The 25,193-nt window shown below is 41.6% G+C and carries 21 protein-coding genes, 2 tRNA genes and 1 pseudogene; 23 read left to right on the forward strand and 1 reads right to left on the reverse strand.

The window, feature by feature from the left end; all coding sequences use genetic code 11:
- The first annotated feature begins 19 nt into the window (after nucleotides 1-19).
- The 18 genes from ftsH (at nucleotide 20) to FNT16_RS10920 (ending at nucleotide 18,622) form a co-directional block, all read left to right on the forward strand.
- The gene (gene ftsH / locus FNT16_RS10835; RefSeq protein WP_143871599.1) at nucleotides 20-1,972 is read left to right on the forward strand and encodes an ATP-dependent zinc metalloprotease FtsH; all 1,953 of its coding nucleotides are present in this window, start codon (nucleotides 20-22) and stop codon (nucleotides 1,970-1,972) included.
- A 57-nt stretch (nucleotides 1,973-2,029) separates the two neighbouring features.
- Nucleotides 2,030-2,854 (forward strand): dihydropteroate synthase, encoded by an 825-nt coding sequence (gene folP, locus FNT16_RS10840; protein WP_143871600.1) that lies wholly within the window; start codon nucleotides 2,030-2,032, stop codon nucleotides 2,852-2,854.
- A gap of 1 nt (nucleotide 2,855) precedes the next feature.
- On the forward strand, nucleotides 2,856-4,193 hold the full coding sequence (gene glmM, locus FNT16_RS10845; RefSeq protein ID WP_143871601.1) for a phosphoglucosamine mutase: 1,338 nt from the start codon (nucleotides 2,856-2,858) through the stop codon (nucleotides 4,191-4,193).
- 70 nt (nucleotides 4,194-4,263) lie between these two features.
- Entirely contained in the window at nucleotides 4,264-5,031 is a 768-nt protein-coding gene (tpiA, locus tag FNT16_RS10850; RefSeq protein WP_143871602.1) for a triose-phosphate isomerase, read from the forward strand.
- Nucleotides 5,032-5,373, forward strand: coding sequence for a preprotein translocase subunit SecG (gene secG / locus FNT16_RS10855; RefSeq protein WP_143871603.1), 342 nt, complete (start codon nucleotides 5,032-5,034; stop codon nucleotides 5,371-5,373).
- A gap of 16 nt (nucleotides 5,374-5,389) precedes the next feature.
- Nucleotides 5,390-5,475, forward strand: a tRNA-Leu gene (locus FNT16_RS10860).
- A gap of 75 nt (nucleotides 5,476-5,550) precedes the next feature.
- Nucleotides 5,551-5,627, forward strand: a tRNA-Met gene (locus tag FNT16_RS10865).
- 79 nt (nucleotides 5,628-5,706) lie between these two features.
- On the forward strand, nucleotides 5,707-6,162 hold the full coding sequence (rimP, locus tag FNT16_RS10870) for a ribosome maturation factor RimP (RefSeq protein ID WP_143871604.1): 456 nt from the start codon (nucleotides 5,707-5,709) through the stop codon (nucleotides 6,160-6,162).
- Between the two features lie 24 nt (nucleotides 6,163-6,186).
- Nucleotides 6,187-7,695, forward strand: coding sequence for a transcription termination factor NusA (nusA, locus tag FNT16_RS10875; RefSeq protein WP_143871605.1), 1,509 nt, complete (start codon nucleotides 6,187-6,189; stop codon nucleotides 7,693-7,695).
- Nucleotides 7,696-7,715: 20 nt separating this feature from the next.
- Complete coding sequence (infB, locus tag FNT16_RS10880) at nucleotides 7,716-10,424, forward strand: translation initiation factor IF-2 (protein WP_143871606.1); 2,709 nt, start codon at nucleotides 7,716-7,718, stop codon at nucleotides 10,422-10,424.
- Nucleotides 10,425-10,529: 105 nt separating this feature from the next.
- Nucleotides 10,530-10,961: a 30S ribosome-binding factor RbfA gene (gene rbfA, locus FNT16_RS10885; RefSeq protein ID WP_143871607.1), complete on the forward strand. Its 432-nt coding sequence runs from the start codon at nucleotides 10,530-10,532 to the stop codon at nucleotides 10,959-10,961.
- Nucleotides 10,954-11,865 (forward strand): tRNA pseudouridine(55) synthase TruB, encoded by a 912-nt coding sequence (truB, locus tag FNT16_RS10890; protein ID WP_143871608.1) that lies wholly within the window; start codon nucleotides 10,954-10,956, stop codon nucleotides 11,863-11,865. The genes rbfA and truB overlap by 8 nt, the downstream gene beginning before the upstream one ends.
- Before the next feature lie 105 nt (nucleotides 11,866-11,970).
- Nucleotides 11,971-12,240: a 30S ribosomal protein S15 gene (gene rpsO / locus FNT16_RS10895; protein ID WP_143871609.1), complete on the forward strand. Its 270-nt coding sequence runs from the start codon at nucleotides 11,971-11,973 to the stop codon at nucleotides 12,238-12,240.
- 144 nt (nucleotides 12,241-12,384) lie between these two features.
- A complete protein-coding gene (pnp, locus tag FNT16_RS10900; protein WP_143871610.1) occupies nucleotides 12,385-14,499 on the forward strand; it encodes a polyribonucleotide nucleotidyltransferase in 2,115 nt (704 codons plus the stop codon).
- 170 nt (nucleotides 14,500-14,669) lie between these two features.
- On the forward strand, nucleotides 14,670-15,533 hold the full coding sequence (nlpI, locus tag FNT16_RS10905) for a lipoprotein NlpI (RefSeq protein WP_246072204.1): 864 nt from the start codon (nucleotides 14,670-14,672) through the stop codon (nucleotides 15,531-15,533).
- Nucleotides 15,512-17,002, forward strand: coding sequence for a hypothetical protein (locus FNT16_RS10910; RefSeq protein ID WP_143871612.1), 1,491 nt, complete (start codon nucleotides 15,512-15,514; stop codon nucleotides 17,000-17,002). The genes nlpI and FNT16_RS10910 overlap by 22 nt, the downstream gene beginning before the upstream one ends.
- 51 nt (nucleotides 17,003-17,053) lie before the next feature.
- Entirely contained in the window at nucleotides 17,054-17,371 is a 318-nt protein-coding gene (locus FNT16_RS10915; protein WP_143871613.1) for a ComEA family DNA-binding protein, read from the forward strand.
- Between the two features lie 162 nt (nucleotides 17,372-17,533).
- Nucleotides 17,534-18,622: a hypothetical protein gene (locus FNT16_RS10920; RefSeq protein ID WP_143871614.1), complete on the forward strand. Its 1,089-nt coding sequence runs from the start codon at nucleotides 17,534-17,536 to the stop codon at nucleotides 18,620-18,622.
- Nucleotides 18,623-19,178: 556 nt separating this feature from the next.
- Here the strand turns inward: FNT16_RS10920 and FNT16_RS10930 are convergent.
- Nucleotides 19,179-20,401, reverse strand: a pseudogene (locus FNT16_RS10930) (EAL and HDOD domain-containing protein).
- Nucleotides 20,402-20,663: 262 nt separating this feature from the next.
- Between FNT16_RS10930 and rssA the strand changes: the two are divergent.
- From rssA to FNT16_RS10955, 5 genes are all read left to right on the forward strand, one after another.
- A complete protein-coding gene (rssA, locus tag FNT16_RS10935; protein WP_143871615.1) occupies nucleotides 20,664-21,647 on the forward strand; it encodes a patatin-like phospholipase RssA in 984 nt (327 codons plus the stop codon).
- Nucleotides 21,640-22,284: a paraquat-inducible protein A gene (locus FNT16_RS10940; protein WP_185976576.1), complete on the forward strand. Its 645-nt coding sequence runs from the start codon at nucleotides 21,640-21,642 to the stop codon at nucleotides 22,282-22,284. Before rssA ends, FNT16_RS10940 begins: the two co-directional genes overlap by 8 nt.
- A gap of 65 nt (nucleotides 22,285-22,349) precedes the next feature.
- A complete protein-coding gene (locus FNT16_RS10945; RefSeq protein ID WP_246072206.1) occupies nucleotides 22,350-22,883 on the forward strand; it encodes a paraquat-inducible protein A in 534 nt (177 codons plus the stop codon).
- Nucleotides 22,864-24,510, forward strand: coding sequence for an intermembrane transport protein PqiB (gene pqiB / locus FNT16_RS10950; protein ID WP_143871618.1), 1,647 nt, complete (start codon nucleotides 22,864-22,866; stop codon nucleotides 24,508-24,510). The genes FNT16_RS10945 and pqiB overlap by 20 nt, the downstream gene beginning before the upstream one ends.
- A complete protein-coding gene (locus FNT16_RS10955) occupies nucleotides 24,507-25,040 on the forward strand; it encodes a PqiC family protein (RefSeq protein ID WP_143871619.1) in 534 nt (177 codons plus the stop codon). Before pqiB ends, FNT16_RS10955 begins: the two co-directional genes overlap by 4 nt.
- The last annotated feature ends 153 nt before the right edge of the window (nucleotides 25,041-25,193 follow it).

The raw sequence follows: 25,193 nt of genomic DNA on the forward strand, positions 1-25,193 counted from the left end.
CGACAAAGAGGTTAGTGTCTTGAGTGATATGGCAAAAAACTTAATTTTATGGGTCGTTATCGCGGTAGTGTTAATGACTGTTTTTCAAAGCTTTTCTCCAGGAGGTGGAGCAGAGCGTAAATTAGAATACAGCGCTTTTGTCAAAGAAGTAGACCAAGGCATGATCCGTGAAGTCAAAATTGATCCTTCAACTGGCGTGATTGTTGGTACAAAACGCACCGGGGAACGCTTTGAAACCGTTTTTCCAATGCGTGATGACAAAATCTTAGATGAACTGTTAAATAAAGACGTGCGTGTGCAAGGGGTTGAACCTGAAGAGCCGAGTTTATTGGGCACTATTTTTATTTCTTGGTTCCCGATGATTTTATTGATTGCAGTTTGGATCTTTTTCATGCGCCAGATGCAAGGCGGTGGCGGTAAAGGCGCCATGTCTTTTGGTAAAAGTAAAGCTCGTTTAATGAGTGAAGATCAAATTAAAACTACTTTTGCGGATGTCGCCGGCTGTGATGAAGCGAAAGAAGATGTTGTGGAATTAGTTGATTACCTGCGAGATCCAAGCAAGTTCCAAAAACTAGGTGGTAAAATTCCTAAAGGCGTATTGATGGTTGGTCCGCCGGGTACCGGTAAAACACTATTAGCTAAAGCCATAGCGGGTGAAGCGAAAGTGCCATTTTTTACAATTTCAGGTTCTGACTTTGTCGAAATGTTTGTTGGTGTTGGTGCATCTCGTGTCCGAGACATGTTTGAACAGGCGAAAAAATCAGCTCCCTGTATTATTTTCATTGACGAAATTGATGCGGTAGGGCGTCAGCGTGGCGCTGGACTGGGTGGTGGTCATGATGAGCGTGAGCAAACTCTTAACCAAATGTTAGTTGAAATGGATGGTTTTGAAGGCAACGAAGGTATCATTGTCATTGCGGCGACAAACCGACCGGATGTTCTTGACCCAGCATTATTGCGCCCTGGTCGTTTTGATAGACAGGTTGTAGTCGGTTTACCGGATGTCCGTGGCCGTGAGCAAATTTTAAAAGTCCATATGCGTAAAGTACCTTTAGGTGATGATGTCGATGCATCTGTTATAGCGCGTGGTACACCGGGTTTCTCAGGTGCTGATTTGGCTAACTTAGTAAATGAAGCGGCCTTGTTTGCTGCACGTAATAACAAACGCTTAGTTGCAATGGATGAATTCGACAAAGCGAAAGACAAAATTATGATGGGCGCGGAACGCAAATCCATGGTGATGAGCGAAGCTGAAAAAGAAATGACCGCCTATCATGAAGCAGGCCATGCGATAGTTGGACGCTTAGTGCCAGAGCATGATCCGGTTTATAAAGTCAGCATCATTCCGAGAGGGCGCGCATTAGGGGTAACAATGTACTTGCCTGAACAGGATAGAGTCAGCCATAGTAAACAGCATTTAGAAAGTATGATTGCCAGTTTGTATGGCGGCCGTTTAGCTGAAAAAATTATTTATGGTATGGATAAAGTCACAACAGGCGCTTCAAATGATATTGAACGGGCAACCGAGATAGCGCGCAAAATGGTGACTCAGTGGGGGTTGTCTGACGCACTAGGACCCATTTTGTATGCTGATGAAGAAGGCGAAGTCTTCATGGGTCGCAGTTCATCTAAGTCGAAAAGCATGTCAGATGAAACAGCACAGGCTATCGATAGTGAGATTAAAGGCTTGTTGGATAGAAACTATAAGCTAGCTGAAAAACTGTTAACGGAAAATATTGATATTCTACATGCAATGAAAGATGCATTAATGAAATATGAAACTATCGATGCTAAGCAAATAGACGATCTAATGGCTAGAACAGAAGTTCGAGAGCCGCAAGATTGGAATAAAGATAACAAGCCGCCTACCGGACAATCTGGTGGTGATAATAGCGATAAAGATAGTAAAGAACAAAACGCAGACAGTGAAAAAAAGGTAGACGCGTCTACTGACGATATTCCTGCTAAATAAGCTCCATCAATAACCCCGCACAGCGGGGTTATTCACTTCTCACCTAAAAAGTATTAGATGAAAATTCAATCCTTATTAAAATCGAAAGAAAGCCCGCTTATAATGGGTATTGTCAATTTGACACCGGATAGTTTTAGTGACGGTGGGCGATATAATGCATTAGACCAAGCGCTAAAGCGTGTTGCAAAACTGATTGAAGATGGTGCAGATATTATTGACGTGGGAGGAGAGTCTACGCGCCCGGGTGCAGAATATGTGCCTTTGGAGCTCGAAATTGAGCGCGTCATACCTGTTATAGAAGCGCTGCGCAAAGAATTTGATGTTGCAATTTCGGTAGATACATACAAAGCAGGCTTGATGAAAGAAGCCATCGCGGTCGGTGTTGACATGATAAATGATGTAAAAGCACTGGCAGAAGAGGGCGCGATTGAGACAATCGCAGCTTCAGATGTAATGGTATGTCTCATGCACATGCGTGGTAATCCAATCAATATGCAAGATAATATTGCTTACGCAGACGTCATCAGTGAAGTTAAAACGTTTTTAAATCAGCGCATGCAAAGTTGTCTAAATAGCGGAATAAATTTAGAGCGGATCGTATTGGATCCGGGTTTTGGATTTGGTAAAACCGTGCAGCATAATTATCAAATACTGGCGCAATTTTCTCAATTTAAAGAATTAGGTGTTCCGCTGTTAGCCGGTTTATCGCGCAAATCTATGCTCGGAGCAGTAACCGGTCGGCCACCACACAATAGAACAGCTGCGAGTATAGCAGGCGCAACCATAGCCGCATTAAACGGTGCAAGAATAATCAGAGTACATGATGTAGCTGAAACGGCAGACGCTTTAGCTGTATATCAAGCTACGGTTAAGGAGATATAAAATGAATAAACAATATTTTGGCACCGACGGAATACGAGGTGAAGTTGGGAAAGGCGTTATTACCCCAGAGTTTGTCTTGAAATTAGGCTGGGCAGTGGGGCGTGTATTATCGCAACAAGGCACGCACAAGGTTTTAATTGGTAAAGACACGCGGATTTCAGGCTATATGTTGGAATCTGCATTGGAGTCTGGTTTGTCTGCTGCAGGTGTGAATATTGGCCTATTAGGTCCAATGCCAACACCCGCAATAGCGTATTTAAGTCGCACGTTTAGAGCAGACGCAGGTATTGTAATTAGTGCATCTCACAACCCTTATCAAGATAATGGAATTAAGTTTTTCTCAAAAGATGGGACAAAACTCGGAGATGACTTGGAATTAGCGATTGAAGCCGAGCTTGACAAACCAATGAGCATTGTCGAATCAGGCAAATTAGGTAAAGCAAAGCGTATTGATGATGCGGCAGGTCGTTATATTGAGTTTTGTAAAAGCCGGTATCCATCAGATATGTCATTGAAAGGTTTGAAGATTGTTGTAGATTGCGCCAATGGTGCAACCTACCATATCGCGCCTAATGTGCTACGTGAATTGGGTGCAGAAGTGATTGATATCGGTACCTCGCCAGATGGGGTCAATATCAACTTAAACTGTGGCGCAACCTCACTAAATGCATTAAAAGCAAAGGTCCTAGAAACCCAAGCAGACGTTGGATTCGCACTCGATGGCGATGGTGACCGATTAATGATGGTTGATCACAAAGGCAACGTAATTGATGGCGATCAGCTGGTCTTTATTATCGCGCGCGATGCACTTCGACGCGGAGAAATGCATGGTGGGGTTGTAGGTACTGTGATGAGTAACCTAGGCATGGAAATAGGCGTTAAACGTCTTGGCATTCCATTTTTAAGAAGTAAAGTCGGCGATCGTTACGTGCTGGAGTTATTAAAAGAAAATGGCTGGTTTATTGGTGGTGAAAGTTCAGGACACATCATTAACCTGCATATGACCTCAACCGGAGACGGTATTATTTCAGGCTTACAGGTATTACGAGCGATGCAAACTTCGCAAATGTCCTTGTACGAATTAAGCCTAGGGATGGACAAATACCCGCAAAAATTGATTAACGTGCGTTTTGGCGAAGGGCAACAGCCGCTTGAGAGTGAACAAGTTAAACAAGCAGTACGTGACGTTGAATCTGCGCTAGGTGATACGGGTCGAGTGTTGATGCGTAAATCAGGAACAGAGCCAGTCATTCGAGTTATGGTGGAAGGTGAAAATTTAGCCGATGTTGACAAATTTGCACAACAAATAGCAGATACAGTGCAACAAGCGGTGAATTAAAGTTCTATTACCTCTTGTATCCAAGGGCGATGCTAGTTACAATCTCGCCCGCTTTAAAATGGAGTGGCTCATGACAATAAGAAAGCCCGTTGTGGCCGCTAACTGGAAAATGAATGGTAGTCGCCAGTTAGCTGATAATCTGCTTCAACAGATACAAGAATCAGGCGTTGATAAACAATTACAAGTTGTCATCAGTCCACCAGCAACTCTATACAGCTACATTGATGAAAAAATAATACAGAATAAGCTTGAAATTATTCTGGCAGCACAAAATATTAATGAGTTGGATAAAGGGGCACTGACCGGAGAAATCTCCGCTCACTTAGCGAAAGAAAGTGGTTGTAAATGGGTGATTTGTGGTCACTCAGAAAGGCGTTCACTCTTTAATGAAAGCTCAATTACAACGGCAGAAAAGTTTGTAAAAGCACAAAGTGTAGGACTTAAACCTATTCTTTGTGTGGGTGAAACCACAGAAGAATATGAAAAAGGCAAAACTTTTTCTCGTTTAACAGCTCAAATTGAAGCTGTTTTACATATTGGTGGAAAAACCGCATTTAAAGACTGTATTATTGCATATGAACCAATTTGGGCAGTGGGAACCGGTAAACCGGCCTCGCCCGAATTAGCGCAGGATGTACATCGTTTTATACGAGGGATGATATCCTCAGTATGTCCAACTACTGCGAAAAGTGTTTGTATTCTTTATGGTGGCAGTGTGACGCCGGAAAATGCCGCATCCTATTTTGCTCAACCAGATATCGATGGTGGGTTAATAGGTGGTGCGAGTTTAATTCCGGAAAAATTTATAGAAATATGTCAAACGGCATTGGTGAATTAAATGTTTGAAGTTTTATTGGTAGCATACATTGTTATTTCGGTAGCCCTTATCGGTTTTATCTTGATTCAACAAGGTAAAGGTGCAGATATGGGGGCATCATTTGGCTCAGGTTCATCAGGGACTGTATTCGGTTCATCGGGTGCAGGCAACTTTTTAACTAAAACCACTACAGTTTTAGCAACTGGTTTTTTCGTTCTGTGTTTATTGTTAGGTGGTATGTCTGCTAAACAAAACGAAGCAACGGATGAGTGGGCAGAGTTAGAAGTGCCAGTTGGAGAGCAGCAGGTTATCAATGAAGAAATTCCTGCAGCTGATAAAACCTCTCAAGATATTCCAGAGTAAAATTTATAAGTTTCAGGCCGTGGTGGTGGAATTGGTAGACACGCCATCTTGAGGGGGTGGTGAGCATTGCTCGTGCGGGTTCAAGTCCCGCTCACGGCACCAACTTATAAAAGTAGTACCGGGTTTGGCATTAGGTTTGAATTTATTCCTTCAGATCACTATAATGCTTGCCATTGTCGCGGGGTGGAGCAGTCTGGTAGCTCGTCGGGCTCATAACCCGAAGGTCGTTGGTTCAAATCCAGCCCCCGCAACCAACCGGTTTTATAGTTGAAGAAGCCCCGGTCGCAAGTCGGGGCTTTTTATTTTGTATTTTCGAAATATTTAGAGGTTAGATTGTCAAAACAAGAGTTACAGCTAGAGCCAATAGTTGCTCAGGCCGTTGCGGCTACAGGCTTTAATTTATGGGGTATCGAGTTTGTTCGAGCGGGCAAACACTCTATTTTAAGGGTTTACATAGATCACGCTAATGGTATTGGTGTTGATGATTGTGCTGAAGTCAGCAGACAAGTAAGTGCTGTACTGGATGTTGAAGATCCAATCTCTGGCGAATATGTATTAGAAGTATCCTCACCGGGTATGGACAGATTATTGTTCAAAAATGAACACTATCCTCCCTATATCGGCTATCAGCTGAATGTAAAAACCCGCATGCCGGTAGAAGGGCGACGCAAATTTAAAGGCATCTTGCAAGGCGTTGAAGGTAATTCGATTGTGCTTGAAGTAGACCGAGAAGAGTACTTAATTCCATTTAAAAATATTGATAAGGCACAGGTTGTTCCTCAGTTTTAGGAACCCAGGTAGCGAGGCTGAATAATGAATAAAGAGATCTTGTTAGTAGCGGAAGCTGTATCAAATGAAAAAGCGGTTCCTCGTGAGAAAATTTTTCAGGCGTTGGAATCAGCCATTGCCATGGCAACCAAGAAAAAATACGAAGGTGACATTGAAGTTCGTGTCAGTATTGATCGCAAAACAGGCGATTTTATCACATTTCGTCGTTGGAAAGTGGTGGAAGATAGTGGTAATGGCTTAGAGCATCCTTATGCTGAAATTGGATTAGAAGCAGCTCAATTTGAGCAGCCGGATATTCAACTGGGCGATTATGCTGAAGAAGAAATTGAATCCATTCAATTTGACCGCATTACAACTCAAACAGCTAAACAAGTAATAGTGCAGAAAGTTCGCGAAGCGGAAAGAGCGCAAATTATTGAAGAATACGAAGAAAGAGTTGGTGAGTTGTTAACGGGTGTGGTTAAAAAAGCCAGTCGAGATGGTGTGATTCTGGATTTGGGTAATAACGCAGAAGCTGTCATTCGTCGTGAAGAGTTATTACCACGCGAAACATTTAGACCGGGTGACAGAGTCCGTGGTTTGTTATACGAAATTAAACCAGAAGCACGCGGCCCTCAGTTAATCATGAGTCGAACTCGACCTGAGATGCTGATTGAATTGTTCCGCATTGAAGTACCCGAAATTGGTGAAGAAATGTTGGAAATTCGTGCTGCCGCTCGAGATCCGGGTTCACGTGCGAAAATTGCGGTTAAAACCAATGATAAACGTATTGACCCAGTAGGGGCTTGTGTTGGTATGCGAGGTTCTCGTGTACAGGCTGTCTCGGGTGAGTTAGATGGTGAGCGTATTGATATCGTCTTATTTGATGACAATCCGGCGCAATACGTTATTAACGCCATGGCGCCTGCTGATGTCGCATCCATTATTGTTGATGAAGACAAACGCACAATGGATATCGCGGTTGAAGCTGATAACCTAGCGCAAGCGATTGGTCGAAGTGGCCAAAATGTAAGATTAGCAAGTCAACTCACAGGATGGGAGTTGAACGTTATGACAGTTGAAGACATGTCAGAAAAACATCAAGCCGAAGCTGATAAATTGATGACATTATTCACTGATAAACTCGATATAGATGAAGATTTTGCAACTGTATTAGTTGAAGAAGGTTTCTCTAGTCTTGAAGAAGTTGCATATGTTCCAGTAAACGAGTTGCTGGAAATAGAAGGATTTGATGAAAATATAGTTGAAGAGCTTCGGTCAAGAGCCAAAGCTGCGCTTACAACCCTGGCACTGGCGAATGAAGAATCGCTGGAAAATACAGAGCCGGCTGATGATTTGTTAAACCTAGAAGGGCTTGAACGCCATTTGGCATTTGTTCTAGCTAGTCGTGGCGTTTGCACATTAGAAGACCTCGCTGAGCAAGGGGTAGATGATTTGTCTGACGTTGAAGGTTTGGATGAAGAAAGCGCAGGTAAATTAATTATGAAAGCCCGCAACATATGTTGGTTCGGTGGCGAAAACGAAGCTGAATAAAACGGCGGAGGTAGAACTGAATGTCAGATGTATCAATAGATAAACTTGCCGCAGATGTAGGTACGACAGTTGAAAAATTAGTTCAACAATTTGCAGAAGCTGGGTTAACTAAACAACCCAATAGTCAAGTTACAGAGCAAGAGAAAGAGACTTTATTGACCTATTTAAGTAAACAGCATGGTGGTGATGATACAGCGTCACAACCAAGCAAAATGACTTTGCAACGAAAAACTAAAAGCACGTTAAGTGTTTCTGGTTCGCATGGCAAAGCCAAATCTGTGCAAGTTGAAGTACGTAAAAAACGGACTTATGTAAAAGCAAGTTCGTTAGAACAGCAAAAGCAGGCTGCAGAAGAAGCAAAACGTGAAGCGGAAGAGCAAGCTAAGCGTGAGGCAGAAGAGCAGGCGAAACGCGAAGCAGAAGCCAAAGCGAAACGTGAAGCAGAAGAGCAAGCGAAACGTGAAGCAGAAGCAAAAGCTAAGCAAGAAGCTGAAAAAACCGAAGGACAGTCAACTCCTGAAGCTAAGACTGCAGCTAAACCCGCAGAAAGCAAAAAAGCGCCCGCTAAAGTAGAGGCTAAAAAGCCTAAACACGTAGAAACACCGGAAGAAATTGCGCTACGCGAGAAAAAAGAAGCTGAAGAAAAACGCAAAGCAGAAGAAGAAGCTGCACGTATTGCTGAAGAAGCAAAACGATTAGCCGAAGAAAATGCTGAACGTTGGGCAGCTGAAGAAGCGCGCCGTAAAGAAGAAGAGAAAAAAGAAATTCACAGTCACTCTTCTCGTTATGCACAAGAAGCAGAAGCAGAGCAAGAGCGCAAAGAAGAGAAAGGTTCTCGCCGACGTAAGAAGAAGACGTCGAAAAAAGATGAAGAAGCGCAAGCAGTTGCCAGTAGTCGTGCACCTAAAGGCAAACGCAAGAAAATCTTTACACCTAAAAACATGCAACATAGTTTCCAGAAGCCAGTTTCCCCGACACAACATGAAGTTCGTATCGGTGAGACCATCACAGTTGCTGACTTAGCTGCCAAGATGGCTGTTAAAGGCACAGAAGTGATTAAAGCTATGATGAAAATGGGTGCTATGGTCACCATTAATCAGGTGATAGACCAAGAAACAGCTTTATTAGTTGTTGAAGAAATGGGCCATAAAGGGGTTGCGGTTAGCGAAAACGCAATGGAAGAGGATTTGTTGGCAAACCGTGGTGAGCAAACTGAAGTTCGTCGACGTCCGCCAGTTGTGACGGTTATGGGTCACGTTGACCATGGTAAAACGTCACTGCTTGACCATATTCGCCGCGCAAAAGTTGCTTCAGGCGAAGCCGGTGGTATTACCCAGCATATTGGTGCTTATCACGTAGAAACAGATCAAGGTATGATCTCGTTCTTAGATACACCGGGTCACGCGGCCTTTACTGCAATGCGTGCTCGCGGTGCAAAAGCAACTGATATTGTTGTTTTGGTGGTTGCCGCTGATGATGGCGTCATGCCGCAAACAATTGAAGCGGTTCAACACGCAAAAGCTGCAGAAGTACCTGTGGTGGTTGCGGTTAACAAAATTGATAAAGAAGAAGCGGATCCAGATCGCGTTAAAAACGAATTAGCACAGCATGATATTATCCCTGAAGATTGGGGTGGTGATGTTCAATTCTGTCACGTATCTGCAAAATCAGGGCAAGGTATTGATGACCTGTTAGAAGCCATTTTATTGCAATCAGAAATGATTGATTTAGATGCAGTACATGAAGGATTGGCTTCAGGTATTGTTATCGAGTCTAAACTTGACAAAGGCCGTGGTCCTGTTGCCAGTATTTTAGTTCAATCCGGTCGACTGAAAAAAGGCGATATCATTCTTTGTGGCTTGGAATACGGTCGTATTCGTGCAATGAAAGATGAAAATGGTAAAGATATCGACGAAGCCGGTCCATCTATTCCAGTCGAGATTTTAGGTTTATCTGGCGTCCCTGCGGCAGGTGATGAAGCGACTGCGGTTCGAGATGAGAAAAAGGCACGTGAAGTTTCGCTTAAACGTCAAGGTAAATTCCGTGAAGTTAAGCTTGCACGTCAACAAAAAGCTAAGCTTGAAAACATGTTCTCTAACATGACTGAAGGCGATGTCAAAGAATTGAACATTGTTGTGAAAGCGGATGTTCAAGGTTCATTAGAAGCCATCTCTGATTCATTGCTTAAGTTATCTACTGAAGAAGTGAAAGTTAAAATTATCGGTAGTGGTGTCGGTGGTATTACCGAAACGGATGCATCATTAGCGGCCGCTTCTTCAGCTATCCTGCTAGGTTTTAATGTTCGTGCAGATGCAACCGCGCGTAAAACAATTGAAACGGAAGCGTTAGAACTAAGATATTACTCAGTTATTTATGACTTAATTGATGAAGTTAAGCTGGCAATGAGTGGTATGCTAGACCCTGAATTCAAACAAGAAATCATTGGTTTAGCCGAAGTTCGTGATGTCTTTAAATCGCCTAAAATTGGTGCAATCGCAGGTTGTATGGTAACTGAAGGTAATGTGAAGCGTAACAACCCAATTCGTGTACTGCGCGATAATGTTGTTATCTACGAAGGTGAATTAGAATCCTTACGTCGCTTTAAAGACGATGTTGCAGAAGTGCGTAAAGGCACAGAATGTGGTATCGGCGTTAAAAACTATAACGATGTTAAAGTTGGCGATATGATTGAAGTATTTGAAATAGTTGAAGTTAAACGACAGCTATAATAATCACCCAGTTATCGTGATTTTAAAGGGGCCTTAGGCCCCTTTTTGCGCTGAAAGTGAATATGAATTCGCGATTGGCAAACTGGACAATGAAGAGTTTATACAATGAATAGAGAATTTTCTCGGGCTGAACGCGTTGCCCAACAAGTGCAAAAAGAAGTGGCACAAATCATTCTGCGTGAATTAAAAGATCCTAGAATTGGAATGGTGACCATCTCAGAAGTAGAAGTTTCCAGAGATCTGGCCTATGCCAAAATATTTATATCCGCTTTGTTGCAAGAAGAAGAAAAAGCCAAAGCCAGTGTGAAACAACTCAACGAAGTCGCGCCATATGTTCGCTCACTGTTGTCAAAACGAATGCGTATGCGTAGTGTTCCGATTTTAAAATTCCAATTAGATATGAGTTTAAATGAAGGGATTCGCATGTCAGAGTTGGTAGACAAGGCAATTGCCAAAGATCAGGAAAAGGCAAAAAATCATCATCCAGATGACACGATAGAAAATCATTCAGACGAAGGAAAAGACAAGGGTGAATAAGCGCGTCCCTTTTCGAGCTCTAAATGGTATTGTTTTGTTAGATAAAGGGTTAGACGTCAGCTCTAACCGAGCATTGCAAAACGTGCGGTTTTTATTTCGTGCAAAAAAAGCCGGCCATACTGGCGCACTTGACCCTTTAGCGACTGGATTACTACCTATCTGTTTTGGTGAGGCGACCAAGTTTAGTCAGTTTTTATTAGATGCAGATAAAACGTATCAAGTGACAGCGCATCTTGGGATCCGCACCACAACATCGGATTCAGAAGGTGAGGTGGTCAGTAAACAACCGGTTGATTGTTCAGTGGCAGAAATAGAAAGTGCAGCTTTCAGTTTTTTAGGTAAACAAAAGCAGCAACCTTCCATTTATTCTGCGCTTAAATACCAGGGAAAACCTTTGTATCATTATGCACGAAAAGGGATTGATGTGCCGCGTCCGGTGCGTGAGATAGAAGTCTTCCAAATTAAAATCGAAGCCATCGAACTGCCTTACGTACGCATGACAATTGCTTGCTCAAAAGGAACTTATATTCGCACTATTGTCGATGATTTGGGTGAAAAACTGGGTTGTGGTGCTCACGTATCCGCATTACGCAGAACAATAGTTGCGGGCTTTGATCACTTGCCTATGTATACTTTTGAACAGTTGCAGAACATGGATGAAAGCGAGCGTGAAGCCGCTATTAATCCACTGGATGCAGGCATACAACATTTACCACAGATACGCTTACCCGCCGAACTCACCAAACGTTTTGTGAACGGCCAAAGGTTTGAAATATCTGCAGATAAGCACAAAATATTCCGCGTCTACGATGAGCAAAGCGGGGTGATGTTGGGCATAGCTGAATTAGACGAGCGCAACCTATTGCACCCCAAGCGACTGTTAGATACAACAGAAATACGCTAATAGAAAATTCAGCTTGCTATTTCTGCTAGTTTCAGTAGAATCCGCTGTTCATTTTATAGGCATGCTGGATTAGTGATCGGTTTGCCCGAATTTTTGGAGAATATTATGTCACTAACTAACGAAGAAAAAGCAAAAATTGTTGCTGATTATGCAACTAAAGAAGGCGATACTGGTTCACCAGAAGTACAAGTAGCTTTGTTGACACACAGAATCAACAAATTGCAAGGTCACTTCTCTGATCACAAAAAAGATCACCACTCACGTCGTGGTTTGATCCGTATGGTTAACTCACGTCGTAGCTTGTTAGACTATTTAAAACGTAAGAATGTTGAACGTTATAGCACATTGATTCAGCGCTTAGGTTTACGTCGTTAAGACAAAAATTTATGAAAAAAGGGCCGAATGGCCCTTTTTTTTTCTGTTTTGTACATCATCTGTACTTATTTGGTAAATAGTTACGTATAATTATCCGGAAATTAAGAGACCAAAAAGTAAAGTAAGAACAAAGGAAACATTATTGTGACTCCAATTACAAAATCATTTCAGTTTGGCCAACATCAAGTCACGCTGGAAACAGGCGTAGTTGCACGACAAGCAACCGCAGCCGTTATGGCTAGTATGGATGACACTTGCGTACTCGTAAGTGTTGTAGCTAAAAAAGATCAAGATCCGACACGTGACTTTTTCCCATTAACAGTAAACTACATAGAAAAAACCTATGCAGCGGGTAAAATACCGGGTGGTTTCTTTAAACGTGAAGCTAAACCTTCAGAAGGCGAAACTTTAACAGCGCGTTTAATTGACCGTCCTATTCGTCCGTTATTCCCAAAAGACTACACCAACGAAGTTCAGGTTGTCGTAACTGTAATGTCGGCCAACCCTGAAATTGCCCCTGATATTGTATCAATGATAGGGGTTTCGGCCGCATTATCGATTGCCGGTATTCCTTTCCAAGGTCCAATTGGTGCAGCACGTGTTGGTTATAAAGATGGCCAATACATGTTAAACCCATTATCAAGTGAACTTGCTCAATCTGAGCTTGACCTTGTAGTGGCAGGCACAGAAAACGCGGTATTAATGGTAGAATCTGAAGCTTCAGTTTTAAGTGAAGATACCATGTTAGGTGCGGTTGTATATGGCCATGAGCAAATGCAAACCGTAGTTGCAAATATCCGTGATTTTGTTGAACAAGTTAATCCACCAGCTAGCGAATGGACAGCTCCGGAAAAAGACCTTGATTTGATCGGCAAAGTAACCGAATTAGCAGAATCTGGGTTTACGGCAGCATACCAAATTGCAGATAAAGCTGAACGTAAAGATGCTTCGACTGCAGTTAAAGAATCGGTATTGGCGAAATTGGTTGAAGAGAATGAAGAAATCGACCAGGGTTTAGTCGGTGATATTTTAAGCTCAGTTGAGAAAAAAGTGGTTCGTAGCCGCATTATTGCCGGCGAACCGCGTATTGACGGTCGTGATCCAACTATGGTTCGAGCGTTAGACGTACGTACCGGTATTTTACCAAGAACACACGGTAGTGCATTGTTTACTCGTGGTGAAACTCAGGCCATCGTTGTAGCAACTTTAGGCACTGAACGTGACGCCCAAACGATTGACGATTTAACCGGTGATAAAACAGATCGCTTCTTATTCCATTACAACTTCCCTCCGTATTGTGTTGGTGAAACAGGTATGGTAGGTGCACCAAAGCGTCGTGAAATCGGTCATGGTCGTTTGGCTAAGCGTGGTGTCGCGGCGGTGATGCCAAGTGCTGCGGAATTCCCGTACACGGTACGTGTCGTATCTGAAATCACTGAATCTAACGGTTCAAGTTCTATGGCTTCTGTCTGTGGCTCTTCATTGGCACTGATGGATGCGGGTGTACCGATTAAAGCATCTGTTGCGGGTATTGCGATGGGGCTGGTTAAAGAAGGCGAAAACTTCGTCGTTCTATCAGATATCTTAGGTGATGAAGATCACTTAGGTGATATGGACTTTAAAGTCGCGGGTACAACAGACGGCATTACTGCATTGCAAATGGATATCAAAATTGAAGGTATCACTAAAGAGATCATGCAGATTGCATTGAATCAAGCAAAAGCAGCTCGCTTACATATCTTAAATGTAATGGACCAAGCGATTGGTGGACATAGAAACGAAGTTTCTGAATTCGCGCCACGCATTTATAAGATTAAGATCAACCAAGATAAAATCCGTGATGTCATTGGTAAAGGTGGTGCAACCATCCGTCAGTTGACTGAAGAAACGGGCACTACAATTGAAATTGAAGACGATGGTACGGTTAAAATTGCAGCAACGGGTAAAGATAAAGCCGATGCCGCAATAGAACGTATTAAAGCGTTAACCGCTGAAGTTGAAGTTGGTGCAGTTTACGACGGTAAAGTTACGCGTATTGTTGACTTTGGTGCGTTTGTTGAAATATTACCAGGTAAAGAAGGTTTGGTTCATATTTCTCAGATTTCAGAAGAGCGTGTGAACAACGTATCTGATTATTTATCACAAGGCCAGCAAACTAAAGTGAAAGTACTTGAAATTGACCGCCAAGGTCGCGTTCGTTTAAGTATGAAAGCTTTAATTGAAGCGGATAAAAAAGAAGAATCAACAGAATCTGAATAATTTGAATTTGTAAATTAAGGGTTCGCTTAAAAAGGCATGTCTAATTCGTTTAGGCATGCCTTTTTTGTTTTAATAAAAGTGTAAATCTGGCAAACTTAAGCCATGCTATTCGCAAACAGACCATTTTAACTATGCTTAAATATTTCCGTTTAGGATGCGGTTTACTTTTTTTGTCAGGGTTGACCGCGTGTTCTTCATTTAGTCAACTTAGCCAGACCCATCCGGTTCAACCTGAGCCGCAGATTTTAAATATCGCCAACCCGATAGTGGATACAGTGCAACATCAGGTTGCGATCCGCCGTATTTCAGACATCTTGACACAAGAGCAGCTTAATGATGAACAACAGGCTGAACTTTATTTCCGCCGTGGTTTATTACTGGATGAGCTGGGGTTAATGCATCTCGCCTATTTTGATATGATGCAGGCGCTTGAGCATAAACCCGATCTGAGTGAAGCCTATAACATGTTAGGTATATATTATGTAAGGCAGGAAGAGTTTGGACGTGCATACGAATCTTTTGACTCAGTATTAGAACTGACACCTGATCATGAATATGCTTATTTTAATCGGGCCATTGCTTTGTACTATGGCGAGCGTGCTCAGCTGTCATACAAAGATTTCGAATCATTTTATAACATCAATCCAACTGATCCTTATCGCGTGATATGGTGGTATTTTGCCGAGTATCAAGAAAGCCCTGAAATGGCGCTCAGTCGATTAAAACAACGCGCTGGCAAATTGGATAAAAACGCTTGGGGTTATCAAATTATTCAATTGTTTACCGGCGAAATACAAGCTTTAGATCTGCAACAACTTGCAGCTAAGTTAAGTCACGACGAACAAGATTTAAACGAAAAATTATGCGAAGCTTATTTTTATATCGCTAAAAATTATCAGATGTCTAATTTCAACGAGGCGGCTGAGTATTATTTTAAAGCAGCTTTGAGTACCCATATTTATCAGTTTGTCGAGTTTAGATATGCGCAAACTGAACTTAAAAGAATGGCAGCATGGCAACAACCCGCAAGCTAAAAGTTAGCTTGTGTGTCATTCTCGTTATCATTTTATTTAGTTTTATTCTTGATGCTTGTTTGCAGCTTTATTTAGCAAGTAAGCATCTTAATAAACTGGTACAACAGGCGCATCAGTCACATCACTTAGTTTTTAATGCGGAAATAACAAACTGGTTCACTGCACAAAAAAGTGAACAGCAAAAATACTGGATGGCGCAGCTTGCTGAGCGTTTACAATCCATGCCTGTTCAGCAGATTCAGGCTCCGAAAAAAGTGTTGTTATACTTGGCCAACCGAAATTATCTGCCAGCACAGCTTGCGTTAGCACAACAAAACGATAATCAAGGGCACACTCAAACAGCAGCACTTTGGTATAAAAGAGCAGCCGTTAAATCTGCCTATGCCGCCTATTTATATGCTAATCGTATTAAAAGTACAGATGCCCAGTCCGCAAACGACTATTTTAAACGTGCACTCAATCAGACATTTATTAAAGCGCACACTGATAGCCACGCAGAGGTGCTGCAGAACGTGCAAAAAACAGGGAGGCCACTAAGCGCAAAGCAGCTATTAAATGCGCAATACGACTATCTGCAACACTTAATCCGGCAAAATGCAGTACCAGAGCAATGGTTGCCATTATTAACTACACTCGCTGAGAAAAATAAAGGCAATAGCCAAGATTGGTTAAAACTCTATCAAGCTCACTTTCGGCCAAATTTACAGCGTTTTAAACGCGCGCTGACTGACGCGGTTAACAACGCAGATTTACCATGTAAAAAGCCAATACATTTAATCACACACCAACCATGGGATATGGCTGCATTACGCCAAGCAACAGAGCGGGTGCTAAAATCTGATGCGCTTTTTTCTGAATTTTGCATCGCGCAGCAGCATTGGCTGGCAGCAAATTTAAACCGCGAGACAAGATGGCAAATGAGCCAGTTCGCTCGCTATTTTATTGACTATCAACCTGATAATAAAAAGTCTTATAAGCAGAATAATTTAATTGTCCTCAATAAGTTTTCGGACACGGCGCTGATACAACATGAAATAGCGCACTGGTTAGGCTTTGAAGATGAGTATGTACTTACCAATCCTCAATTACAAGAAAGGTGTAGCGGGCAAAATAAAGCCATGTTTCGCCTAGGCGTAAATTTAATTGCGGTCGATAGCCAATATTATTACCCAACAAAATTTGAACTGGTTCAAAGTTTAGAAAAATACTCGACATGGAGTCAATATGTTAATAATTTGCAAAATTGGATAATAAAAACGGAGTTAGGTTATCAGCTTAAAAGTGGCGTTACAAAACAACTGAATACAGAGGCTATCGGTTATTACCCAGTAGAAACCTGCCAAGGTTCAAACCGCTTTCAAGCCTATAAACCCGTTGCAAAAGCGACCTTTATGCAAAATTATCAGTTGGCTATACCAAAATTGTATAAAGATTTGTATTTTGCCGCTGGAGATATAACAAATAATTAACTAAGCTGATGTCTGGCGATTCTGCCAAAAGGAAAAAAGGACTACAGGACTATGAAAAAACTTATCTTAACAACTGCATTTATCTCTTCTTTTGTTTTATCCGGCTCTCTGGTTGCACAACCAAAACTCCCCTCAGATAAACAGGTTGCGTCGGTTGAACAATTACAAGTAGATAAAAAGCTAAACTTAAACAATGTGTCAATGCAACAGCTTAGCCAAGTACCCGGGATTGGGAAATCTAAAGCGTCTGCAATTTTGGCATTTATTAAAAAGAATGGTGCTTTAACAGATTTTGAACAATTAAAATCAATTAAAGGTGTTGGAAAACAAACCATTAACAAATTGAAAGAAAATTTTGTAATCAAATGATTTTTGAGTCTTGCAGTTTGGAAGATTAGCAGTAGAATGAGATGGAAATATAAACAGTGGCATAGGCGTCACAAAAAAGACACTTGCAAATTAGCATCATCTGTTTTTTAATCACCCTGAATTCCAAACTATTTCAGATCTCAATACAAGGAAGCTGAAAAAATGAAACTAACTTTTAAGCACACTGCATTATCATTAGCCCTAGCGGGTTCTTTTACTTTAACGGGTTGTAACTTTATTGGTAGCGGCGACCCTGTATTTGTTGAACCAACTCCAACAACTCCACCTACTCAACAATCAGTCGCGTTATCGGGGACTGCAACCAAAGGTTCTCTAATTGGTGCAACCGTATATGGTTGTGTTGCAAAAACGGATTGTTCGGGTAAAGAAGATTTAACCAACGGCTTGGCTGGAGAGGAAGGTTTTGTTGGTGAAACAACGACAGGCGCTGATGGTAGTTATTCTCTTGAAGTGAATTCAAATGGCCATGGTAAAGTAATTGTCGTTCGAATTGTCGCAAATGAGAGCACAACAATGGAATGTGATTTAGCAGACCAAGCAGATTGTGACAACCTGGATTTAACTGGTACTGAGCTTAAAACAATTGCATTGGCGCCGACTCCAAGTGACACTGCACCAACCGTCACGTTGGATACAGTGGAAGTCAGTGTTCTATCAACATTGACAACTGAATTATTGCAAGATGCTCCAGAACTGAATGATTCATTAACCCAAGATGAATTGAAGAATTTAGGTGTTAATAACTCTCAAGCTGTTGCTCTTATGCTGGGTATTGAAGATGATATCGATGTAACCACCGATTTTCTTACTCTAGAAATACCTTCTGCAACGCCAGATAAAATTGCCGCAACGAGCGATACTAAAGTGAAAAACTTAGCGCTTGTTAATGCTTCATTTGGTAAATTAGCCGAGCAAACTAAGACATTAGGCAAAGCGTTAAAAGATATTGCAAAGAGTGTTAAAAAAGTTGTTGGTGACCCTGAGTCTACCAACGATGAAGACGTGACTGTGTTGGCTAACCTTGCTGATAAAGTAAAAACTGAAGTAACAGCTAATGCGAACAAGGTGAATGTTACTAAGCCGAAAACTAAAGAGCCTGCTAGTGTAACGTTAACTAATGTTAAAGCTGATGCTAATAAAGCTAAAGTGTCTAAAGGTAAAGGGACCCAAACACCAACTCCAGTAACTGGTGCTTCAGGCGGCTCTGGTGCTGCAAACGATAATGGTTAATTAAAACTATTAAATTAGTTTGAATAATAAAAGCCACTCAATGAGTGGCTTTTTTGTATGTGTCTTGTTGATTTTTTAACAGCTAGCTGGCCAGTTTTTCAACTTTGCTGTGATAGACGTTGGCCCATTTACCGCTCAACTATCCGTTCGATTCAATAAGTTTCAACTCATCGCTAATATACAATGGTCACCTTAGAAATACATGACGAATAAATATTTTGCGTGATGGCGTCAAGGTGGTGCTAAGTAGGCGAACGTTTGGGGGATTTAATGGGTAAATGATAGAAATAGTGTTAAATTTTTCTTGTTGTCGGCCTAAAGGCCCGACCTACAATACGTGCGAAGCTCGAAGCTCGAAGCTCGAAGCTCGAAGCTCGAAGCTCGAAGCTCGAAGCTCGAAGCTCGAAGCTCGAAGCTCGAAGCTCGAAGCTCGAAGCTCGAAGCTAAAATGTAGCTTTAGCCCGACAAATCTTGAATTATGCACAATTGTCGCCCTAAAGGGACGAACTACACAGCTCGTAGCTCGTAGCTTATGTCGTACGACCTACACAGCCCGCTAACTGGCCGCTAATTCATTTGCCCTGTCATTAGACCATTGAATGGCGGTGTGATAAAAATCTGGAACCGCTGCGCCACTTAAATTTAATTTGTCAATTATCGCTTCTGCATGCTTCCATTCAGCTTTTTCATACAGTTCAACTAAAGCTAAATAGTCGGCTAATATTCCAGTTTTTTCGATTAATGCAATTTTAATCTCTTGCGCTAAAGGCAGCTTTTGCATAATGCTTTCGATAGGTTCATCCAGTATTGCATCAATAACCGATAGCATACCGGCTAAAAAAGCAGTTGATGGGTCTTTCAAGTGTTTGTGCGCTTTAGCAATAGACTCACAAAAATGCGCTCTGCTCATGGATAATCTAATTAACTCTATCGGCTTTTGAGAATTGATTTGCGCGGCAAAAAGAACCGCCAGAAACTTTTTAAGTTCTATTTGTCCAAGTACAACCAGTGCCTGCTTGATTGTCTCAATATCCCCCGACGTTTAAATAACGCTGAGTTTGCATATCTTAATAATTTAAATGACAAGGTTACGTCGCGCTGAAATATTGCGATAATTGCATTTAGATCCATTTCAGATTTAGACGATTCATACAAGAGTTCGGCTAAGCTCAGTTGAGAAGGTGCCAGCGCTTTACTTTGCATGACTTCCGGTTCACTAAAAAAGTAACCTTGAAAATATACAAAACCCCATTCCAACGCTTTATTAAACTCTTCATAGGTTTCAACTTTTTCCGCCAATAACTCTATTTTGTGCTTTTTAGCGAGCGTGCCTATTAGCGTTATTTCTTGTGGGGTAGACGCTCTGAAATCGACTTTAATGATGTCAATGTAGGGAAAAAAATGTAACCAAACTGGGTTGTGCTCATAGTCGTCTAAGGCAATGCGATAGCCTTCTTCTTTAAGTTCAATAACGGCTTGTAGTAGCTTCTTGGTTGGCTTGGCAGTTTCCAATAATTCCACAACCAGCTGCTCTTTTGGAATCAAACTCGGAAACTTCTTAATCACCAGTTCATCCGAAAAGTTGATAAAAGCTGGGTGTTGATCGGTAAAATCTTCAAGTCCTAAATTAAACTGACTTGCTTCAATTAATTTAGAGGTTGCTTGATCACCATCTATGTTGGGAAATACGTTTTCTAGACTGTCCCTAAATAACAATTCGTAAGCAAACAGCTCTCTGTCACGATTAAAAATAGGTTGTCTTGCTGCGTAAAAAAACATCTATATTCCCAATTATTTTTATCACTTGTATAGGGTACAAAAAAGTCGTGAAACTCTTATTGCGCCTTCCTTTAAATTTCACTGCTTATTGTACGTAATGTCTACAAATTTAGACTTTATACTAATAATTAACATTTATACAAAATAGTCCCTGTTTATTCAGTATAAATCAAGTTTTTTGTCACGCTATAAGATGTATATTTCTTTTTCTAAGCAGACTAGAATAGCTTTAAAACATTGTTTTAAGGATAGGTCTAAATCTATGCAGCAACAAGAAAATTTTAAACTAGGTTTAGCTTTGGGCAGTGGCGCTGCGCGTGGCTGGGCGCTCATTGGTGCATTGAAAAGTTTGCATAAGTTAGGAATTCAACCAAAAGTCATTGCAGGTTGTTCAATGGGCTCGTTAGTGGGGGCGGCCTATTGTACGGATAAATTGGATGAGCTGGAAAAATGGGCGCTTTCTTTGGATACTTGGAAGGTGGTGCGTTTATTAGATTGGGGTATGGGGCGCGGTGGCGTTGTATCGGGTACCAAACTGTATAAACGTCTTGAATCTCAAATCGGTAATACGCTTATTGAAGACTCTAGCGTCCAGTACGCAGCCGTTGCAACAGAACTGTATACCGGTCGAGAGCATATTTTTCAGCAAGGAAGTTATATCGACGCAGTACGTGCATCGTGTGCGATACCTGGCATGTTGGCACCACAATTTATCGACGGGCACTGGATGATTGATGGGGCAGTGGTTAACCCAGTCCCCGTATCTGTCTGTCGTGCTATGGGGGCCACACATGTCATCGCAATTGATTTAAACTGTGGTCGTGTGCCGGCTGTTCATAAAAAAGGTGATATTGCAGCGCCAGCGCATTTAAAAAACTTACCGAATGATATCGATGAGGCAAATGAGGCGGGCGAGATAGATGAGCAGGAACAACCCAATAAGTTTCAGGATCTGTTGGGGCAGAGTAAAGGATTTATCGACCAGCTAATCAATAAAATTCCGGTTGGTTCGGCTAATTCACCCAGTATGGTGGCGGTTGCAACCAGTGCAATTGATATTATGCAAAACCGGATTACACGCAGTCGATTGGCTGCCGATCCGCCCGACTTGTTGATCCAACCCAAAGTGGAAGATATTGGTATTTTAGAGTTTAACCGTGCAGCAGAGGCCATTAAGTTGGGTGAAGACGCTGTCATGAAAGTCGCGCACCTGCTGGATGAATTTAAAGAAGCGCAAGATGATTGAGCATTTATCAGCGTGTGAACAATGTGATTTGTTATTAGAAGCGCCTATATTAAATCACAGTGAGTCAGCACATTGCCCTCGCTGTGGCCATATTATTTGCCAACGACCCAAGTATAGCCTGCAGTTTACACTTTCATTTTCTATCGCCTGTATTATTTTGTTTTTCGTTGCTAATTTTTTCCCGATGTTAAGTGTCGAAAAAGCAGGTTTGTACAATGAGATGAGCTTGTATCAGGCTGCTTGGCAATTTTTGGAATTGGGTGAGCCGTTCTTGTTTTTTCTTATATTTTTTGTTTTGCTGTTGTGTCCATCTGCATTATTGTTGGCGCTAGTCTATATGCTTTTGCCCATGATTTTTATGCGTCGAGTGATGCCTTATACTAGCGCGATTGGCCGTTGGGTGTTTTATATTAAGCACTGGAGTATGATAGATGTGTATTTAATCGCAGCACTGGCCAGCTTAACCAAGCTCACTTCGGTTGCCAATATCGATCTTGGGATTGGGTTATGGGCTTATATTGTATTTACCGTGTGTTTGGCGTCAGCGCTGGCTAATCTGGATAAAATTCGATTTTGGCGATATTTGGATAAAATAAAATGCCACCAACTATTAAGACAGCAGCTCAAGCAAATTTAGCATTATGTTTGAGTTGTCAAAAGTTAAATCCTGTTAAATGGAGTAAATGCTCCAGGTGTGGAGAGGTGTTGCACACGCGTAAAATTAACTCGGTGCAAAAAACACTGGCTTGGTTAATAACCGCGGTGATCTTCTATATTCCGGCGAATCTATATCCGGTAATGTCCACCAGTACATTGGGTCGAACTGCTTACAATACGATTGTTGGAGGGGTTGTTGAGCTTTGGAATCAACAAGCTTACTTTATCTCTGTTGTCATCTTTTTTGCCAGTATCGTGATTCCAATTGGTAAAATATTGGTATTAATGTGGTTGTGTTTGTCTTTAAAATTGCGTATCAAAGGACGCAAACAAGAACGTATGGTATTGTATCGTATCACTTTATGGTTTGGCCGCTGGTCTATGATTGATGTATTTGTCGTTGCTATCTTAGTATCGCTAATGCAATTGGGCGGCATTTTGAAAATAGAGCCAGGTATTGCTATTGTGGCATTTGCGGTCGTAGTGGTAACCACTATGCTGGCCGCTGAAGCATTTGATCCAAGACTGATATGGGATCAGGAAGAATCGAAGGAAAATCATGCAAACACCCACCATTAAAAAACGCACTAAATTATCTTCGGTTTGGATTATTCCGCTATTTGCAATGTTAGTCAGTATTTGGTTTGTAACCCAACATTATCTCAACCGCGGTACTGAAATTGAAATTCGCTTTCAAAGTGCAGAGGGCATTGAAGCCGGTAAAACTTTAATTAAAACCTTAAATGTTGAAGTTGGCGTTGTGACTAAAGTTGAGATTAACGAAGATTTGCTGACGGTTAGGGTGCTTGCCAGAATCAAACCAGAAGCAACCAATTTGCTTCGGCAGGATTCTCAATTTTGGGTTGTAAAGCCTAGAATTGGTTCTAAAGGCGTGTCAGGGTTAACAACATTATTATCCGGCGCTTATATCGAGCTTGAACCGGGCAACGATTATCCCGGAAAAACCAGTTTCGTCGGTTTGGAAAACCCGCCATTAAATCGTACAAACAAGGATGGTTTAAATATTTATCTGGTGAGTGATGCATCTAATTCTTTAAATGCTGGGGATCCTGTTTTATTTAAAGGCTTTGAAGTAGGGCAAGTCACCCAAATCGAAATATTAAATTCTAAAAAACTTAAAACCAACATCTTTATAGAGTCACCATACGATCGCATGGTAACCAGCAATAGTCGATTTTATAACACCAGTGGCGTGTCTTTTAGGTTAAACGCGCAAGGTATCGATGTTTTTTCAGACTCGATTGAAAGTACATTAACCGGCGGTATTTCATTTGATTTGCCTGCGACCTTATCACCGGGTAAAGCCGTAACCGATGGTACAGAATTTAAGCTGTACGAAAACAAAATGGCGATTGAAGCGCACCCTTATCAGTATTCTGTCGACTACTTGTTACTTTTCGAACGCTCCATTCGCGGTTTAAACATTGGCGAATATGTTGAATATCGTGGGGTGCGGGTTGGCACAGTAGTGGATATTTCTTTTGATTATTTGCCTGAAAACCAATTCGATAGCGCAAACGCGCCTAAAGTACCGGTCTTAATAAGGCTCGATCCGGGGCGAATTTTGGGTGAAGATTCGCCCGCTGCTGTTGAAAAATTGACAAAAATTTTGAATCGACACGTCAAGAACGGTCTGCGCGCTGCGTTAAAAACGGGTAGTTTAGTGACAGGGCAAAGTTATATTCAACTGGATTTTTATCCCGACCAATCTAAATCAATTTTTAATGTCGGTTTATACTCAAGTATTCCAACGACACATGATGATTTAGACAGTATGTTGTCAGATATTGGCGTGTTTGCAGATAGCTTGGCAAAGCTGCCATTAACACAAACGGCCAGTCAGGTGAACAATATGCTAGCCTCGGCAGAGCAGACTATGCAAGAAGCGACTCAATTGATTCAGTCGCTCAATCAATTTGCTGCACAAGGTAAACAGCTCATTGAGCAGCCAAGCGCACAAGAATTGCCACAAAAACTAAATACATTGATTACTGAGCTGGAAAAAACATTGCAATTGTTTTCCAATGAAAAAGGGCTAGCCTCATCGCTAGATATTACATTACATGAAGTACAGAGTACTTTGCGCAGTATTCAAAAAGTCGCAGATACCATTGAGAGTAAACCAGACTCATTGCTATTTAGCTCACCCAGACAAGCTGATATCGTACCAGGGAAAGATAAATGAATTTTATTAAAATCACACTCATCGCAATCGTCAGTAGCTTTCTGTTTGCCTGTTCTAGTCAACCAGAGCCCTCAACCCAGTACTATTTGTTCCCTTATCCAGAAAATAAGGCGCTACAACAGCGCGTGGAAATCGCGTTAAATTTGGAGCTTGCCCCTTATCTTAAAACGGATAGTATTGCACTATTAAAAGAGGGTAATTTGTTACAATTTGCACATTACCACCGCTGGGCTCAACCATTGCAAGTCTCGATTAATGAGAGTTTAGTTGATAAATTATCAAACCAGCTACCCGGCAAAGTAGTAGATGACATTAATCAGCTGGGTGGTTTACAATTACAAATTGTCCGTTTTCATGGCAATCTACAAGGTGAAGTCATGTTGATTGGGGCATGGTCAATTGCCCAGCAAAAACCGGAAAAGTTTATACTGCGTATGCAGCAATCTGCAGAAGGGTATGATGATTTGGTCTCGACAATGGATTTACTATTAGACAAACTCGTGCAGCAAATTGTTAAGCAATTAATTTAAATTGGGTCGTTTGAACGGGATTTTCTTGAATTATGCTCACTTTACTTGGCATACGATCGCTGGCTTAGCTACACTTAGGTTTTGCTCAGGTACTTTTTAATACATCGTTATATGGATAATCAATACATAGCCCGCAGGCTTGGGATACAGGGT

It is taken from the genome of Catenovulum sediminis (assembly GCF_007289895.1).
Classification (GTDB): domain Bacteria; phylum Pseudomonadota; class Gammaproteobacteria; order Enterobacterales; family Alteromonadaceae; genus Catenovulum; species Catenovulum sediminis.